The sequence below is a fragment of the Agarivorans sp. QJM3NY_25 genome (genome assembly GCF_050870875.2).
Classification (GTDB): domain Bacteria; phylum Pseudomonadota; class Gammaproteobacteria; order Enterobacterales; family Celerinatantimonadaceae; genus Agarivorans.
On record NZ_CP194041.2, the window covers coordinates 4,147,358 to 4,163,728 of the forward strand.

Annotated in this window: 20 protein-coding genes; 13 read left to right on the top strand and 7 right to left on the bottom strand. The window is 45.4% G+C overall.

What is annotated here, in order from left to right; all coding sequences use genetic code 11:
* Nucleotides 1-18 precede the first annotated feature (18 nt).
* The 5 genes from ACRRSW_RS18880 to ACRRSW_RS18900 are packed head-to-tail and all read right to left on the bottom strand — an operon-like array spanning nt 19 to nt 2,981.
* Nucleotides 19-297 (bottom strand): STAS domain-containing protein, encoded by a 279-nt coding sequence (locus tag ACRRSW_RS18880; RefSeq protein WP_432456017.1) that lies wholly within the window; start codon nt 295-297, stop codon nt 19-21.
* Nucleotides 294-926, bottom strand: coding sequence for an MlaC/ttg2D family ABC transporter substrate-binding protein (locus tag ACRRSW_RS18885; RefSeq protein WP_432456016.1), 633 nt, complete (start codon nt 924-926; stop codon nt 294-296). Before ACRRSW_RS18885 ends, ACRRSW_RS18880 begins: the two co-directional genes overlap by 4 nt.
* Nucleotides 926-1,393, bottom strand: coding sequence for an outer membrane lipid asymmetry maintenance protein MlaD (gene mlaD, locus ACRRSW_RS18890; RefSeq protein WP_432456015.1), 468 nt, complete (start codon nt 1,391-1,393; stop codon nt 926-928). The genes ACRRSW_RS18885 and mlaD overlap by 1 nt, the downstream gene beginning before the upstream one ends.
* 14 nt (nt 1,394-1,407) lie before the next feature.
* A complete protein-coding gene (mlaE, locus tag ACRRSW_RS18895; RefSeq protein ID WP_432456014.1) occupies nt 1,408-2,184 on the bottom strand; it encodes a lipid asymmetry maintenance ABC transporter permease subunit MlaE in 777 nt (258 codons plus the stop codon).
* The gene (locus tag ACRRSW_RS18900; RefSeq protein ID WP_432469663.1) at nt 2,181-2,981 is read right to left on the bottom strand and encodes an ATP-binding cassette domain-containing protein; all 801 of its coding nucleotides are present in this window, start codon (nt 2,979-2,981) and stop codon (nt 2,181-2,183) included. The genes mlaE and ACRRSW_RS18900 overlap by 4 nt, the downstream gene beginning before the upstream one ends.
* Nucleotides 2,982-3,130: 149 nt before the next feature.
* Between ACRRSW_RS18900 and ACRRSW_RS18905 the strand changes: the two genes are divergently transcribed.
* The 12 genes from ACRRSW_RS18905 (at nt 3,131) to mgtE (ending at nt 12,503) form a co-directional block, all read left to right on the top strand.
* Complete coding sequence (locus ACRRSW_RS18905) at nt 3,131-4,102, top strand: calcium/sodium antiporter (RefSeq protein ID WP_432456012.1); 972 nt, start codon at nt 3,131-3,133, stop codon at nt 4,100-4,102.
* Between the two features lie 38 nt (nt 4,103-4,140).
* A complete protein-coding gene (locus ACRRSW_RS18910; protein WP_432456011.1) occupies nt 4,141-5,106 on the top strand; it encodes a KpsF/GutQ family sugar-phosphate isomerase in 966 nt (321 codons plus the stop codon).
* Complete coding sequence (kdsC, locus tag ACRRSW_RS18915; protein ID WP_432456010.1) at nt 5,106-5,657, top strand: 3-deoxy-manno-octulosonate-8-phosphatase KdsC; 552 nt, start codon at nt 5,106-5,108, stop codon at nt 5,655-5,657. Before ACRRSW_RS18910 ends, kdsC begins: the two co-directional genes overlap by 1 nt.
* Nucleotides 5,654-6,211 (top strand): LPS export ABC transporter periplasmic protein LptC, encoded by a 558-nt coding sequence (gene lptC, locus ACRRSW_RS18920; RefSeq protein WP_432456009.1) that lies wholly within the window; start codon nt 5,654-5,656, stop codon nt 6,209-6,211. The genes kdsC and lptC overlap by 4 nt, the downstream gene beginning before the upstream one ends.
* Entirely contained in the window at nt 6,174-6,719 is a 546-nt protein-coding gene (gene lptA, locus ACRRSW_RS18925) for a lipopolysaccharide transport periplasmic protein LptA (RefSeq protein ID WP_432460144.1), read from the top strand. The genes lptC and lptA overlap by 38 nt, the downstream gene beginning before the upstream one ends.
* Nucleotides 6,716-7,441 (top strand): LPS export ABC transporter ATP-binding protein, encoded by a 726-nt coding sequence (gene lptB, locus ACRRSW_RS18930; protein WP_432456007.1) that lies wholly within the window; start codon nt 6,716-6,718, stop codon nt 7,439-7,441. The genes lptA and lptB overlap by 4 nt, the downstream gene beginning before the upstream one ends.
* Before the next feature lie 51 nt (nt 7,442-7,492).
* Nucleotides 7,493-8,998: an RNA polymerase factor sigma-54 gene (locus ACRRSW_RS18935; protein ID WP_432456006.1), complete on the top strand. Its 1,506-nt coding sequence runs from the start codon at nt 7,493-7,495 to the stop codon at nt 8,996-8,998.
* Nucleotides 8,999-9,024: 26 nt separating this feature from the next.
* Nucleotides 9,025-9,312 (top strand): ribosome hibernation promoting factor, encoded by a 288-nt coding sequence (gene hpf, locus ACRRSW_RS18940; RefSeq protein ID WP_432456005.1) that lies wholly within the window; start codon nt 9,025-9,027, stop codon nt 9,310-9,312.
* 8 nt (nt 9,313-9,320) lie between these two features.
* Nucleotides 9,321-9,764, top strand: a complete 444-nt coding sequence (gene ptsN / locus ACRRSW_RS18945; protein WP_432456004.1) for a PTS IIA-like nitrogen regulatory protein PtsN — start codon at nt 9,321-9,323, stop codon at nt 9,762-9,764.
* A 26-nt stretch (nt 9,765-9,790) separates the two neighbouring features.
* On the top strand, nt 9,791-10,648 hold the full coding sequence (rapZ, locus tag ACRRSW_RS18950; RefSeq protein WP_432456003.1) for an RNase adapter RapZ: 858 nt from the start codon (nt 9,791-9,793) through the stop codon (nt 10,646-10,648).
* On the top strand, nt 10,635-10,904 hold the full coding sequence (locus ACRRSW_RS18955) for an HPr family phosphocarrier protein (RefSeq protein ID WP_432456002.1): 270 nt from the start codon (nt 10,635-10,637) through the stop codon (nt 10,902-10,904). The genes rapZ and ACRRSW_RS18955 overlap by 14 nt, the downstream gene beginning before the upstream one ends.
* Nucleotides 10,905-11,141: 237 nt before the next feature.
* Nucleotides 11,142-12,503 carry a magnesium transporter gene (gene mgtE, locus ACRRSW_RS18960; RefSeq protein WP_432456001.1) on the top strand — a complete coding sequence of 454 codons (1,362 nt, stop codon included), beginning with the start codon at nt 11,142-11,144 and terminating at the stop codon, nt 12,501-12,503.
* A 177-nt stretch (nt 12,504-12,680) separates the two neighbouring features.
* Here mgtE and pmbA read toward each other — a convergent pair whose 3' ends face one another.
* On the bottom strand, nt 12,681-14,018 hold the full coding sequence (gene pmbA / locus ACRRSW_RS18965; RefSeq protein ID WP_432456000.1) for a metalloprotease PmbA: 1,338 nt from the start codon (nt 14,016-14,018) through the stop codon (nt 12,681-12,683).
* A gap of 374 nt (nt 14,019-14,392) precedes the next feature.
* Here pmbA and yjgA point away from each other — a divergent pair, with 374 nt between their 5' ends.
* Entirely contained in the window at nt 14,393-14,899 is a 507-nt protein-coding gene (gene yjgA / locus ACRRSW_RS18970; RefSeq protein ID WP_432455999.1) for a ribosome biogenesis factor YjgA, read from the top strand.
* 24 nt (nt 14,900-14,923) lie between these two features.
* Here the strand turns inward: yjgA and tldD are convergent, their stop codons facing one another.
* The gene (gene tldD, locus ACRRSW_RS18975; protein ID WP_432455998.1) at nt 14,924-16,369 is read right to left on the bottom strand and encodes a metalloprotease TldD; all 1,446 of its coding nucleotides are present in this window, start codon (nt 16,367-16,369) and stop codon (nt 14,924-14,926) included.
* Nucleotides 16,370-16,371 lie beyond the last annotated feature (2 nt).

The following is a 16,371-nucleotide window of genomic DNA, read 5'->3' on the forward strand; positions in this document are numbered from 1 at the left end:
ACGCTCCGCAAAAGTGCTTTATTTTTCAAACTGCAGCAAAGGATTAAGTTCATAGAGCTCAAAAAGTTGCTTCGCCTGCTCTGGGCAGTGTTCGATTTTTAAAGGATGACTAGGTTCTGGTTTTAAGGCGGTGATAATAGCGGCTATTCCAGCAGAGTCAATCCGCTTTAACTTGGACAAGTCGAGCGTAGCGGCCTGACACTCGGCCAGTAGCGGCCACTGACTAACAACCTGAGAAACCGTCCAGTCACCGCGGATCGTTAAGCGTTGCGGGTCAATTTGTAAAATTGCACTCATTTTGAAGGCCCAACAGATTCAAAATTCTTTTTCTCTAAGAGTTCAATCACTTCATCCACACTGCTAGAGCGGATCAAACTGTCTATTTCTGATTGTTTGGTCGCCAGCAAACTAACGCCTTCCGCAACCAGATCATAAGCTAACCATTGATCTTTATTTCTCAGCTTTCTAAATTTAAAAGACAAGTTGATCGGAGGCCGCTCACCATCAATAAATTGAGCTTTTACGGTGACCTTAGTTTGCCCCTCGACCGATCGTTCCGGTTCAATGAGTACTTTCTGTTGTTTATACTGAGCTAATGCTTGGGTATAAGTTGCAACTAAATACTCCTGAAATGCCTTAATGAACCTAGCACGCTGTTGTTCATCAGTTTTTTTGAGGTGTTTACTCAATACCACCAACGCGGCGTAGCGATAATCAATATGAGGCATCAGCTGCTGACGCACAATATCTTCGACTTGCTGATCCACGGTAGAGCTATCTCGGTCAATTTTAGCCAAGCGACTAAAAGTTTGCTCAGCAACGTAGTTCATCAAACGGTAAGGGTTTTGATCCACATTTTCCGCTTGGCTTGTGGCACTAAACAAACTCGTCAGCAACAGCAAAAATACTACTCTCATGGTCATCATTACTTCTCCTTGGCTGAATATAAAAATTGGCCAATCAAATCTTCCAACACCAACGCTGATTTAGTATCTTCAATCAACGCACCATCATTGAGGTGCTCAATACCTTCAACGACAAAGCCAGGGGTGAGACCAATGTATTGCTCTCCTAACAAGCCCGCGGTAAGGATCGAAAGAGAACTTGTCTCTGGGTAAAAACCGTATTGGCGATACATATTCAAAGTCACCTTTGGCATATAATCATCAACATCAAGTTCAATCGCTTCAACTCGACCAACCACGACCCCTCCCACTTTTACTGGCGCGCGTACTTTAAGCCCTCCAATATTGTCAAACTTAGCATACAGCGTATACAGATCATTACTGCTACTAAACTGACTATTCGCAATTTTCAACGACAAGATTAATAGCGCAGCGAAACCCAGTAATACAAACAATCCAACCGACAACTCAACTTTATTTACTTTCATGTTATTCCCTAAACCTAGCTGCCAAACATTAGTGCAGTTAATACAAAATCTAAAGCCAAAACCAGCAACGAAGCATGCACCACACTTCGCGTCGTCGCCTGACTAATCCCCTGAGCGCTAGGGGTTGAGTCGTAACCATTGAATAATGCTACCCAAACCACCGTAATCGCAAACACCGCACTCTTGATAATCCCATTACCAATATCTTGGCCAAACTCTATGGATGCTGCGGTAATCGACCAAAAGCTGCCGTTATCGACCCCCAACCATTCCACGCCAACTAAGAACCCGCCCCAAATACCGACCAAATTAAACATCAGCGTTAATAGGGGCATGGCAATAAACCCAGCCCATAAACGCGGCGCTATCACCCGCTTAAGTGGGTCAACGGCCATCATCTCCATACTGGATAATTGTTCAGTAGTTTTCATCAAGCCAATTTCTGCGGTGAGCGCAGAGCCAGCCCGCCCTGCAAACAACAAAGCGGTCACCACCGGACCAAGCTCCCGAAGTAGCGATAACGCAACCATAGGACCAAGACTGGTTTCGGCACCAAAATCGACCAAAATATGGTAGCCCTGTAGCGCCAGAACCATCCCAATAAATAGACCTGAAACCAAGATAATAGGCAGTGACTGCACCCCCACCACATAGATTTGATAGATCGTATCTTTCAGCAATTGCCGACTTGGCCAGCTCGATAAGGCATGCCATAACATTAAGCTCGCTCGGCCGAGCGAGGCGAAGCGTAATAGGGTCTTACGACCTAATAGCGCAATAACGTCAATCATAAGGCCGCCTTAAGTGCTTGTGCATAATCGTCTGCTGGATAATGAAAAGCCACCGGGCCATCGGCTTGACCATTGAGAAATTGCGCCAAACGCGGATTCGGATTTGACGCAATTGCTTCGACGCTACCTTGGGCTAATACGCTATGGCCATCAATTACAAACACGTAATCAGCGATACTAAGAACTTCACTCACATCATGAGAAACTATCACCGAGGTCAATTGTAAACTTTGGTTCAAGCCTTGGATCAATTTAATCAATACCCCCATTGAGATGGGGTCCTGACCAACAAAGGGCTCATCGTAAAGAATTAGCTCGGGCTCCAAGGCAATCGCTCTTGCTAGCGCCACTCGACGCGCCATTCCGCCCGACAAATCACTCGGCATCAGCTGCGCGGTGCCACGTAGACCCACGGTTTGTAACTTCATCAACACCAAGTTTCGCAATACCACTTCCGGTAACTGAGTATGTTCTCGTAAGGGAAACGCGACATTCTCAAAAACATTAAGATCACTAAACAAAGCACCACTTTGAAATAACATGCCGATCCGTTTACGTAACTTGAATAATTCGCGACGTTTCAGCTGATGCACATTTTGCTGGTCGATCAGCACTTCACCCGACTGCGGCTTTAGCTGCCCAGCAATCAGTTTAAGTAAGGTCGTTTTACCGATCCCGCTAGGCCCCATAATTGCGGTAATTTTACCGCGCTGAATACGCAAATCGAGGCCTTCAAAGATAACTTTGTCACCGCGCTGAAATGCTAATTGTTTTACTTCAATCAAATTTTTAGCCACTCCATCAGCAATCTTGACTGTTCAAGGCTGCCATATTATTGAGATAATTGATGACACTCAAGGTTAAACTCTTCCCTTTTGTCAGGAAAATGTTGACAATGCTTGCTATTTTGTCCGCATCACTGATATTTGTTGATCCAAGGAAACCCATGTTCGTTGAATGTTTATTATTAGTTGTTGGTTTAGCGCTCTTAGTTTGGAGTGCTGATCGTTTTGTTTTTGGCGCTGCCGCTATTGCTAACAATTTTGGTTTACCGCCGATGATTATTGGCCTAACCATCGTCGCCTTGGGCTCCTCTGCCCCAGAAGTTATGGTTTCAGCAACCGCCGCCTTAGAAGGCAAAATGAATACCGCAGTGGGAAATGTAATCGGCTCCAACATTACCAATATCACTTTAGTTCTCGGCGTGACCGCCTTATTCAAACCTTTATTCGTTTCATCATCAACGTTATTTAGAGAATTACCGATGGTGTTAGCCGCCACGGCATTTGCTGGTTGGATATTACATGACCAACATCTTGGATATATAGAAGGTACCTTATTATTGACGATATTTGTAACCATGATGGCCTTTCTCATCATCGGCTCGCTACGTCAACGTAACAACGCCAAACTAGATCCAATGATGGAAGAAGCCGCTTCGGAAGTCCCCAAAGATGTAGCAACCAGCAAAGCTTTGTTGTGGCTTGCGGTTGGTTTAGTATTATTGCCGATAAGTGCTGACATATTAGTCGGTTCAGCCTCAGAAATCGCGCGCTATTTTGGGATCAGTGATTTAGTGATCGGCTTGACCATCATCGCCATCGGCACCAGTCTGCCAGAACTAGCTGCTTGTATCGCAGGGGTCATCAAGAAAGAAGATGACCTGGTTCTGGGTAATATTATCGGCTCAAACCTATTCAATATTTTAGCCGTATTAGCGGTCCCCGCAATGCTCGCCCCCGGTCCAATTGACGCCCTTGCTGCCGAACGTGACTTCTATGTCATGATGGGGGTAACCTTATTACTGTTTGTGATGTCAATGAGCTTCTTTGGCAGAAGTCGCAAAATATCACGTTGGGAAGGCGCAATATTATGCTGCAGCTTTGTTGCCTATCAACTGTTATTATTCTCGGCTTAAGCGACTATTTTTATTCAGCATTATTTGAGGGAAATTGAGTGTCAATTGATTATATCGCCACCGCTAAACAGGTTTTAGAAATCGAAGCTTTGGGCATCGAAAATCTGCACCAATACTTAAACCAAGATTTTAGTGCAGCCTGTGAGTTAATCTTAGCGGGTAAAGGTAAGGTCATCCTTACCGGGATGGGGAAGTCGGGTCATATTGCCAATAAAATAGCCGCGACTTTAGCGTCGACCGGGACCCCAGCTTTTTTTGTGCACCCTGGCGAAGCCTGTCATGGTGATTTGGGCATGATATCCGCCGATGATATTGTTATTGCGCTCTCAAATTCTGGAGAGTCAGAAGAGATCCTCTCCTTATACCCGGTGTTCAACCGTATCGGTGTACGCTCAATTGCACTCACCAGTAACCCTCTCTCAAGTATGGCAAAATTGGCCGACTACCACCTGTGTGTTGCCGTTCCCCGTGAAGCGTGCCCTCTCGGCTTAGCGCCAACCGCTAGCTCTACCGCTACGCTCGTCATGGGAGATGCTTTAGCCGTGGCGCTACTCCAAGCTCGAGGCTTCACTGCCGATGATTTTGCACTATCTCATCCGGGTGGCAGTTTAGGCAAAAAACTGCTATTGAGTGTTCACGACATTATGCTCAGCGGGGAACAAATTCCTTTAGTTGTAGTCGAACAAACTATTCGAGAAGCACTATTTGAAATTACCGCCAAAGGTTTAGGTATGGTTGGCGTCGTCAATCAGCAGCAACATTTAGTCGGAATTTTTACCGATGGAGATTTACGCAGGATCCTAGATCAGCGTATCGATATTCATGAAACGCCAATTGGTCAAGTGATGACACACAACCCTAAAGTAATAGAAGATGATTGGTTAGCCTTTGATGCGCTTAAACTGATGAAGAAAGACTCAATTAACGGTCTATTTGTGCTCCATCAACAAACCGTAATTGGCGCTTTTAATATGCACACCTTACTGCAAGCAGGAGTCTATTAGTGAGTGTTGAAACGCCCTACGGTGCGGTCACCCAGCAAAACTACAGTTTAGCCAGAAATATAAAATTGCTCATTTGTGATGTCGATGGCGTATTCTCCGATGGTCGGATCTACCTCGGTAATGATGGCGAAGAATTAAAGGCCTTTCACACCCATGATGGCTTTGGTATTAAAGCATTACTCAATGCAGGTATTGAGGTTGCGATTATTACCGGCCGCCAATCAAATTTAGTCAGCACCCGCATGCAAGCTTTAGGTGTGCAGCATATATTTCAGGGCCAGCAAGATAAAATGCAAGCCTATCGACAATTACAACAAAAGCTAAGCTTAAGCCCCGAATACTGTGCCTATATCGGCGATGACGTGGTCGATGTTCCAGTCATGAATGCCTGTGCCTTAGGGGTTGCTGTATATGACGCCCATCCATTATGTAAACAAGCTGCCAAATTAGTGACTAAAACCGCTGGGGGTTATGGTGCAGTGCGGGAATTATGCGATTTAATTCTTCAGGCACAAGGACAGCTACAAAATGCTCAGGGCATGAGTATATGAATAAACCCACTTGGTTTTTTGCGGTTTTATTTATGGTGGCTTTGGTGCTTTGGCAGCTCAGCCCGTCAGATACCCAACAACTGACCGAAACTCGCGAAATCAATAAACCCAATTTTATTGCCGAACAGCTATACAGTGTTAGTTTTGGCGAACAGGGAAGGCCCCGCTATCGTATTTATGCCGAACAGATGGCGTATTTTGAGCAACTCAAGCACACCACTTTCAGCCAACCAAAAATCTTGGTATATCCCGATCCCAAACAACCTGTATGGCAAATCGTGGCCGATCAAGCTACAGTACAGCAGCAACACACGGTCATGTTAAATGACAATGTAGTAATTAAAAACTTGAGTCGCAGCAAATACGTTCGTGACTTAATTACAGACAGCTTGGAAATCGACCTGCAAAACGAAACCATGCATAGTGATAAACTCGTTACCGTTTATGGCCCATCCTACGAATTATATGGACGCGGAATGAACGGTGATTTAGCCAATGAAATAGTGACTTTATTAAATGATATCGAAGCGGTTTACCACAATCCACAAGAATAAATTAGCCTTTTTAGCAAGCCTGTTACTCATCAGTTGGGGGGCTCAAGCGCTTGAAGACGACTTCAATAAACAAATTGTCGTCGATGCCGACCGTCAACAGGTTAATATCAAAGAAAATCGCGTCACTTTTTATAATAATGTCGTCGTGACTCAAGGCTCGATAAAAATGCGCGCCGAAGAACTGAGCGTTATCGGAAGTGAGCAAAAAGGCAGCGAAGTGATGATAGCAAAAGGCAAACCAGCCACCTTCTATCAGCTCTTAGATAATGGTAAGCCCATTGAAGCAGAGGCGAACGAAGTGCGTTACGATTTGAAGACTCAAACGCTTACGCTTACTAACAATGCACTGCTGAAGCAAGAAGAAAGCTTAGTCAAAGGTCAAATGATTAAATACAGCATTAACAAACAAGAAATGGTTGCTCAGGGCGACCAAAACAGTCGGGTGACCACCATTTTCTTACCCCAACAACTCAACAAAGTTGCCCCCAAGGCCACGCCTCAACCATGAGTACCTTAATTGCAGAAAACCTTGCCAAAAGTTACAAGGGGCGCAAGGTCGTTAAAAACGTGAGTCTCAATGTTGAAACTGGAAAAATTGTCGGTTTATTAGGGCCCAATGGCGCTGGAAAAACCACCACTTTTTATATGGTGGTTGGTTTAGTCCCAAGGGACCAAGGGCGGATCCTAATTGACAACGAAGATCTGTCAAGTACCGCCATGCATACCCGGGCTCGCAAAGGCATAGGTTACCTACCGCAAGAAGCATCTATCTTTCGTCGCCTCTCGGTAGAAAAGAATATTTTAGCGGTCTTAGAAACACGTAAAGACCTCGATAAACAACAACAAATGGGCGCGCTCGATGACTTACTTGAAGAGTTTCATATTGGTCATATTCGCAAGAATTTAGGCATGAGTCTGTCGGGCGGTGAACGTCGCCGAGTAGAAATTGCCCGCGCTCTAGCTGCCGCACCTAAGTTTATTTTGCTTGACGAACCCTTCGCAGGCGTGGATCCTATTTCTGTTATCGATATAAAAAAAATCATTGAACATCTTCGTGATCGCGGTCTGGGTGTATTGATCACCGACCACAATGTAAGAGAAACACTAGATGTTTGTGAGCACGCCTATATCGTTAGCCAAGGCGAACTGATAGCCTCAGGAAAACCTGAGGAGATACTTAAAAATGAGCATGTGAAACGAGTTTATCTCGGTGAACAATTCAAGCTATAGTTAAAGTATGTCCTCAAACGCGATAATAAAAAGAAGGAACAGCGGTAATTAATGAAAGCATCTTTGCAGTTGCGTCTTGGTCAGCAATTAACCATGACCCCCCAGTTACAACAGGCCATACGCTTACTCCAGCTTTCGACGCTGGATCTGCAGCAGGAAATCCAAGAAGCTTTGGAGAGTAATCCTCTGCTAGAAGCAGATGAAGCGCAAGCAAATGACGCAGACTCGGCTGAATTTAAATCAGCCAGCGAGCAAAATAGTGATGCAAACAATAGCCAAACGGAGATCGATAGCAGCCAGATGGAAACTGGCGATGCGATTAGTCAAGATACCGTCGCAGACGATCTTCCGGTTGACTCAACTTGGGATGACATTTACAGCGCGAGCTCGGCTCCTGCCAGCTCTTCATCCGGTAGCAGCAGTGATGACAACGACATGTTGTTTCAAGGTGAAACCGTTGACTCCTTACAAGATCACTTGCTCTGGCAAATGCGCCTCACGCCTTTTAGTGAAATAGACCAAGCTATCGCCCTCGCCATCATCGACGCAGTCGACCAATCAGGTTACCTGACCCAAGATTGTGAGCAATTACTTGAGGGACTACGTTCGATTGAAAATAATGATTTAGATGTCGAGTTAGATGAAATTGAAGCAGTACTTAAACGTATTCAGCACTTCGATCCAGTTGGTATTGCTGCCCGCTCTCTACAGGAATGCTTACTCATCCAATTAAGTCGTTTCAGCGAACAAACACCTTGGCTGAATGAAGCGAAAGACATCGTATCGAATCATATTGACGTATTAGCAAATCGAGATTTTCGTTTATTGGCCCGTAAAACCAAGTTAAAAGAGGAGCAGCTACGCGAAGTGATGCGGCTGATTCACACCTTAGAGCCAAGACCTGGTAATGCCGTCGAACCAAATCAAGCCCAATACGTAATTCCCGATGTCTCGGTGATTAAACGTCAAGGTCGCTGGGTGGTTGAACTCAATCCTGACGCGATGCCAAAACTACGCATCAATTCACATTATGCATCGATGACTAAAACCTCGACCAACGCCAACGATACCCAGTTTATTCGCAGCCATCTGCAAGAAGCAAAATGGTTCATCAAGAGTATTGAAAGCCGTAACGAAACCCTACTGAAAGTCTCTAATTGCATCGTGCATCACCAACAAGCTTTCTTTGAATATGGTGAAGAAGCCATGAAACCGATGGTATTGAATGATGTTGCCGAAGCGGTTGAAATGCATGAATCCACGATCTCTAGGGTCACGACTCAAAAATTCATGCATACCCCTCGCGGGATCTTCGAACTCAAATACTTTTTCTCTAGCCATGTGGCTACCGATGGTGGAGGAGAATGCTCCTCAACAGCCATTCGTGCATTAATTAAGAAACTGGTTGCTGCCGAGAATACCAGTAAACCACTCAGCGATAGTAAAATCGCTGATATTTTGGCAGATCAAGGCATCAAGGTGGCTAGGCGTACGATAGCTAAATATCGTGAGTCATTGGCTATTCCACCTTCTAACCAACGTAAGAGCCTTATTTAAAGGCCACTATAAAGGGGACGACATCTATGCAAATTAACCTTACTGGACACCACGTAGAAATCACTGAGTCTTTGAGAGAATATGTCCACACTAAGTTTACTAAGCTACAACGACGATTCGACCAAATTAATAATGTCCATGTTATTCTCAATGTCGAAAAACTGAATCAGATTGCCGAAGCCACTATACACCTAAATGGTGGTGAATTATTCGCCACTTCAGAACACGCTGATATGTACGCGGCCATCGATAGCCTCATCGATAAGCTCGATCGCCAAGTCATTAAGCATAAAGAAAAACTCACCAAACATTAGTCATAGTAATGCAAATAGATAAAGTACTAAGCTTGGACTGCACCCAAAGTGCAGTCCAATGTTCGTCAAAAAAACGAGCATTGGAATTGATCAGTGAACTAGTTGCGAAGCAACTCGACACCACATCTAAAAGTATATTTGAAAGTTTATTAAATCGTGAACGCATGGGCAGTACTGGCATTGGCCAAGGCATCGCGATCCCTCACGGTAGAATAGGCAATCAATACCATGCGACCGCAGTATTATTACGCTGTACTCCGGCGATTTCCTTTGACGCCATTGACAATCAAGCCGTTGATTTAATATTTGCCTTACTGGTTCCCGAAGACCAATGTCAACAACATCTAAATACTCTCGCTCAAGTTGCTGAAAAACTTAACGATAAGCAAATATGCAAACAACTTCGTACAGCACAAAGTGATGACGAATTATACACGATCATGATAGCCTAAGACTCTAATCGTTATTAGGGGTTATCATGGAACTGATTATCGTTAGCGGGCGCTCCGGTTCAGGTAAAACGGTCGCACTACGAGTATTAGAAGATTTAGGTTATTACTGTGTCGACAATTTACCAGTCGTATTATGGCGTCCTTTAATTGAACACCTAAAAAGACAGTACACCAAAGTCGCCATTAGCATTGATGTGCGAAATTTACCTGATGAACCCTCACCCATCGGTCAACTAATTCGCGATGAAGGCTCTGAGCTTAACCTATTAAGTATTTTTCTCGACGCGAAAGATGATGCGCTGATCCGCCGCTACAGTGAAACTCGGCGGGTTCATCCACTGAGTCAAAACGACATGTCTCTAGCCAAGGCCATAGAATCTGAAACCGCCCTGCTCGCCCCCATTTCTCGCAATGCTGACCTAAGAATAGATACCTCGCGTTTATCCGTACATGAATTGAGTCAGCTCATTCGATCGCGAGTGACCGGAGAACAACAGCAGCAATTAATTATGGTGTTTGAGTCCTTTGGCTTTAAAAATGGCGTACCCAATGATGCCGATTACCTATTTGATGCTCGCTTTTTACCGAACCCGCACTGGCAAGAAGAACTACGACCTTTATGCGGTCTCGATCAAGCGGTTAAAGATTATTTAGCCAAGCAGCCTCTTGTAGAGCAGTACATCCAGCAAATCGCTGATTTATTAGGATCTTGGCTGCCGCATTTAGAAGCCAATAATCGCGCCTATCTGACCATCGCAATTGGTTGTACTGGCGGACAACATCGTAGTGTTTATGTCGCCGAACAACTGGCTGAACACTTTAGTCAAAAACGTAAGGTGCAGCGGCGCCATCGAACTTTGGAACATAAACTTGAAACTCACTAGACAAGTCGTCGTAAAAAACAAACTGGGCTTACACGCTCGCCCAGCCACCAAACTGGTCGAATTGGTACAAGAATTTGAAGCTGAAGTAAGTATTATTGACGGGAAAAAAACCGCTTCGGCTGCCAGCGTGATGGGATTGCTGGTGTTGGCAAGCGCTCAAGGCAATACCCTCACGATAATCTCTGAAGGTAACGATGCAGAGGCTGCTCTCGATGCCATACAACAACTCGTTGAAGCAAACTTCGACGAGGAATAACGCGAATTTATTGATGCAACTGCTACACTAAGTCCTGTTGCATTTTTAGTGAATATTTATATCGTAGCGGACAAGGCAGAGCCTATCGCGTAGAAACAGCACTGATGCAGGTACTCAAGCCGTAAACTGTGACACATGTTACCCAAAGGGTTCCGCTGAAAACCTTTGTACCATCCGCGACAGGTTCACCCGCTCTAAAAGCGTGGTTTAATCTTTACACGACTATAAGGACCGCTTATGCCTGAAGAGATGGAGTTAAATCCTAATCAACACAAACGCCTACAGGAGCTAAACCAAGCGCTCGATAGTGGTATGTTTGTGCATGTTAGGCGAATGCTTCATCAGATGCCGCCTTGTGATGTCGCTCTACTATTAGAATCTAGCCCTCCCGCAGGTCGAAAAGTATTATGGCAACTCACCGATCCGGAAAAGCACGGTGAGATCCTCGAAGAATTAAACGAAGATGTGATGGAAGGGGTACTCCAATTAATGGCCCCCGAAACCCTTGCTGCAGCGACCGAGGGAATGGACACCGATGATATCGCCTACGTGCTTCGCAGCCTACCCGATAGTGTCTATCAAGAGGTGTTGTCGCAAATGGATGGCCAAGACCGCCATCGAGTCGAAGCTGCGCTCGCTTATCCAGAAGACACCGCTGGCAGTATCATGAATACCGACACCATCACCCTGCGGGCAGATGTCAGTATTGATGTTGTATTGCGCTATTTGCGGCTTAGGGGCGAACTTCCTGAGGCAACGGATGCACTTTATGTTGTCGATGAGAATGATTTACTACTCGGCGATATCCCACTATCAACCTTGCTCACCGTTAATCCAAGCGTCAACGTCAGAGAGGTAATGGATAGTAATGCCGAAACCATACCGGTCGCCATGGATGAAGATGACGTGGCTTCCCTGTTTGAACGCCACGACTGGATATCTGCCCCAGTAGTTGATGAACAAGGGCGCTTGTTAGGCCGAATTACCATCGATGATGTGGTGGATATTATTCGTGAGCATGCGGAACACTCGATGATGGGGATGGCGGGGATGGACGATGACGAGGATACCTTCGCCCCGGTCTTAAAAAGTACTCAACGGCGCACCGTCTGGCTAGCGGTTAATCTTTGTACGGCTTTAATTGCAGCGTCGATTAGCAATATGTTTGAATCAACGATTGAACAATTGGCAACGCTAGCGATCTTAATGACTATTGTTCCTAGTATGGGTGGCATCGCTGGTAATCAAACTTTAGCGCTCGTGATCCGGGGGCTTGCGGTGGGCCACATTGGCGAGGGCAACTCTCGCTGGTTGATCGGTAAGGAAGCCGCAATCGGTATGTTAAATGGCTTAATTTGGGCGAGTGTTATTTCGGTAGTGATCACCCTATGGAAAGGTGACTGGACTTTAGGCATTATCATCGCTGGGGCGATGTTCATTAATATGTCCTTAGCCGGATTAGCCGGGGTTAGTATTCCCTTATTAATGAAAAAATTTAATATCGACCCCGCTTTAGCGGGGGGAATGGCCTTAACCACCATCACCGATGTGATGGGCTTGTTCTCCTTTTTAGGTATGGCCACCTTAGTATTAGCTTAAGGCAGGAGTATCTAAATCGCAGCTCCTACTAAATATCAATCTGCCTAAGCGCTGACGAAAAATTTATCTTTGAAGCAAGCTTGAGCTGTATTTTCGGAGAAAACAAAGCGGCATACCACAGGCCGCTGTTAAAATGCTTATCTTAAACAGAAATAGACGCTGAAAGAGTAACAAGTACTAGCTACCCGCAATCTTCATCGAAGAAATCAATATTGAACCGGTTTGAATTGAGCTTTCTTTATCGAAGTCATCCGCAATGGCAACTATATTGGCAAACATCTCTGGCAAGGTACTGGCTACCGTAATCTCATGTACCGGAAAAGCAATTTCACCATTTTCAACCCAATAACCAGCCGCGCCTCGAGAATAATCACCGGTGACCAAATTAACGCCTTGGCCCATCAGCTCTGTCACCAATAAACCGGTTCCCATTTGCTTCAGCAAATCAGCCCGATTGATCCCACTGTGCTGCACTAACCAATTATGGATCCCACCAGCATGACCGGTACTTTGCATGCCCAGTTTACGTGCCGAGTAGCTGGTTAACAAATAGCTCTCTAAACGCCCATCAGCAATAATATGGGTCGCTTTCGGGGCCACGCCTTCGCTATCAAAAGGAGTACTTGATAAGCCTTTTTTAATAAAAGGGTCCTCGTAGATCGACAACCAACTAGGGAACAGCTGACTGCCCAAACTATCGAGTAAAAAAGACGAACGGCGATACAAATTACCACCACTAATCGCCCCCACGAGGTGGCCAAATAAGCCACTCGCGACCTCTTGGTCAAACACCACCGGCACCTCACAAGTCGCTATTTTACGACTACCGAGGCGACCTAAGGTTTTACTAATCGCCTTGTCGGCCAGTTGTTGAATACTGTCTAAATCGGCAAAATCACGCGCCACGCTATAGGCGTAATCACGCTGCATCTCTTTATCACCGGCGATCAACATGCAACTAATGCTATGGCGGCTGGTTGGATAGCCTTCAACAAAACCATGGCTGTTTCCATAAACCTTCACCCCGTAGTGACTATTCACATTCGCCCCGTCACTGGCCTTAATCTGCGAATTGCTCAAAGCTAAGCCTTCACATTGCTTGGCTAATTCAATAAATTTTTCAGGCTCCAATGGGTGAGGATGAAATAATTCTAGATCCGCAATATCTGTTGCTAGTAATGCTTTATCTGCAATCCCTGCCGCTTTATCCGCCGATGTATATTGAGAGATATCATAAGCCGCTTTCACCGCATTGGTGATAGCTTCTGGACTCAGATCTGAGGTTGAGGCACTGCCCTTACAATTCGCCGAATACACCGCAATCCCCAGCGCACCGTCATGATTAAACTCAAGGGTTTCCACTTGTTGATCACGAGTCGCAACACAAATTCCCGTTTGTTTCGAAATCGACACTTCGGCTTCATCCGCGCCAAGTTGTTTTGCTTGCTTAATCGCAAACTCAACAGCTTGTTTTAATTGACTGAGTTCTTGGCTCGATTGTTTTTCAGGGCTCATTTTGATTTTTTAATTTCCATGTATGGCCCTCGGGCCTGTTGAACTATAGCGGTCAATTTTCGTTCGAGATCTTAGGATGTTATCCCAGCTCAAGTGATGCAGCTTAGCATTCTAAGCAAACACCTCGCAACAATAAGTAAACGCCTTACAACAAAGAGTCAAAGGTTTTAGCCAAAGCCATGATCCAGCGTTTATAAGCGCTTACTGCTTGGCACAGAGAGACAAGCTAACAACAGCCAAAGCACCGTTCAAAAATCCACCAGCCAAGTCCCAAATGTAAGCATTAAAGATAAACCCTCTTCACCACAAAACTCATCGAGCGGCCATAGCCAAGAACTGGTAAGATATGCGAAAAGTGCTATGAGTAACAGAAAATGAGTAATGACCCGTCCTTTACAGACGAAGATGAGTGGATTAGTAAATCAGAAATCAAGCGTGAAGCCGATAAACTGAAAAAATTGGGCGTCGAATTAGTGGGTTTAACCAACCCACAAATAGAGTCCATCAGCATGAGCGCAACCTTAAGAGAAGCAATTGCCCTTGCCAAACGCTTGAAAGATAAACGAGAAGCGGCACGCCGCCATATGAATTACATCGGTAAAGTACTAAGAACCGAAGACATTGAAAGCATCAATGCTGGCTTAGATAAGATCCGCAACAAACACATTTATCAAGCACAGGCCCAGTTAGCTCTAGAGAAACGGCGAGAGCAGCTAATAGAAGAAGGGGATCCTGCGATTAATGCCTTAGTCGAAAAAAATCCAGCGTTAGAGCGTCAAAAATTGCGCCAGTTGGTCCGCCAAGCCAAAAAAGAATTAGAGCAGCAAAAACCAGCTAAGGCTCACCAGGACTTGCTTAAATATCTCAAATTACACTCTTAAAAAAAGGGCCAAGGCCCTTTTCATTTATGCAGTGCCACCAACGGTAAGCTGATCAAGTTTCAAACTCGGCTGGCCAACCCCCACAGGAATGCTTTGTCCTTCCTTACCACAGACTCCAACCCCTTGATCCAAACACAGGTCATTCGCCACCATCGACACTTGTTGCATCGCTTCAGGGCCACTACCAATTAAGGTTGCCCCTTTTATTGGCGTAGTAATCTTACCATCTTCAATGAGGTACGCTTCCGAAGCCGAAAAGACAAACTTACCCGAGGTTATATCCACCTGACCTCCGCCAAAATTAGGCGCGTAAATGCCTTTTTTCACCGAAGCGATGAGTTCTTCAGGCTCACTTTCACCACCTAACATATAAGTATTGGTCATGCGAGGAAGCGGCAGATGTGCATAAGACTCTCGGCGTCCATTTCCAGTCGACTGAGTATCCATCAGTTGAGCATTATGCTTATCTTGCATATACCCTTTCAGAACACCGTTTTCAATTAATACATTATATTGCCCAGGCGTACCTTCATCATCAATACTCACCGATCCCCGACGGTTGGCAAGCGTACCATCATCAACAATAGTACATAATGGCGAAGCTACCTGTTGTCCGATACAACCAGAAAATGCCGAAGACCCTTTACGATTAAAGTCACCTTCCAGACCATGTCCCACCGCTTCGTGCAGTAACACACCTGGCCAGCCAGCACCGAGTACTACTGGCATCAGTCCGGCTGGGGCATCCACCGCTTCTAAATTCACTAAAGCTTGGCGTACCGCTTCTTTCACATAAACCATCGCCCGTTCACAGCCATCAACTTCTTCAAGGAAATAACTATAATTCTGACGTCCACCACCGCCCGCAGATCCGCGTTCACGGCGCTGTTTACGTTCGACTAAGACACTACAATTGAAACGAATTAATGGCCGAATATCCGCAGCTAAGGTACCGTCACTAGCTGCGATTAATACTTCTTCGTAGACCCCACTCAAGCTCACGATCACTTGGTTAACCGCAGGATCTAAGCTACGAGCATACTTGTCGGCGCGTTCTAATAAGGCAATCTTCTGTTGATTAGATAAACTAACCAAGGGGTTATTGGCCTGATAATACTGTTCCGCTGCGACCCGTTTAAAAGGCTTTAAATTGCCCCTTGAGGCTGGCGAGCTGATCCCTCTGGCCGCCTGACAAGTCTGCATTAAAGCATTGGGATTAATCACATCCGAGTAGGCGAAACCGGTCTGCTCTCCACTGATCGCACGAACCCCAACCCCTTGTTCAATGTTATAGCTGCCTTCTTTCACGATGCCATCTTCTAAAACCCAAGATTCATGTCGACTATGTTGAAAGTACAAATCGGCATAATCTATTTGGTTCTTCGCCACTTCAGCCAGCGCTAAGCTCAACTCTTGTTCGCCAATGCCACTTGGCAAGAGTAAGGATTGACTGACTTTTTCAAACGACATAG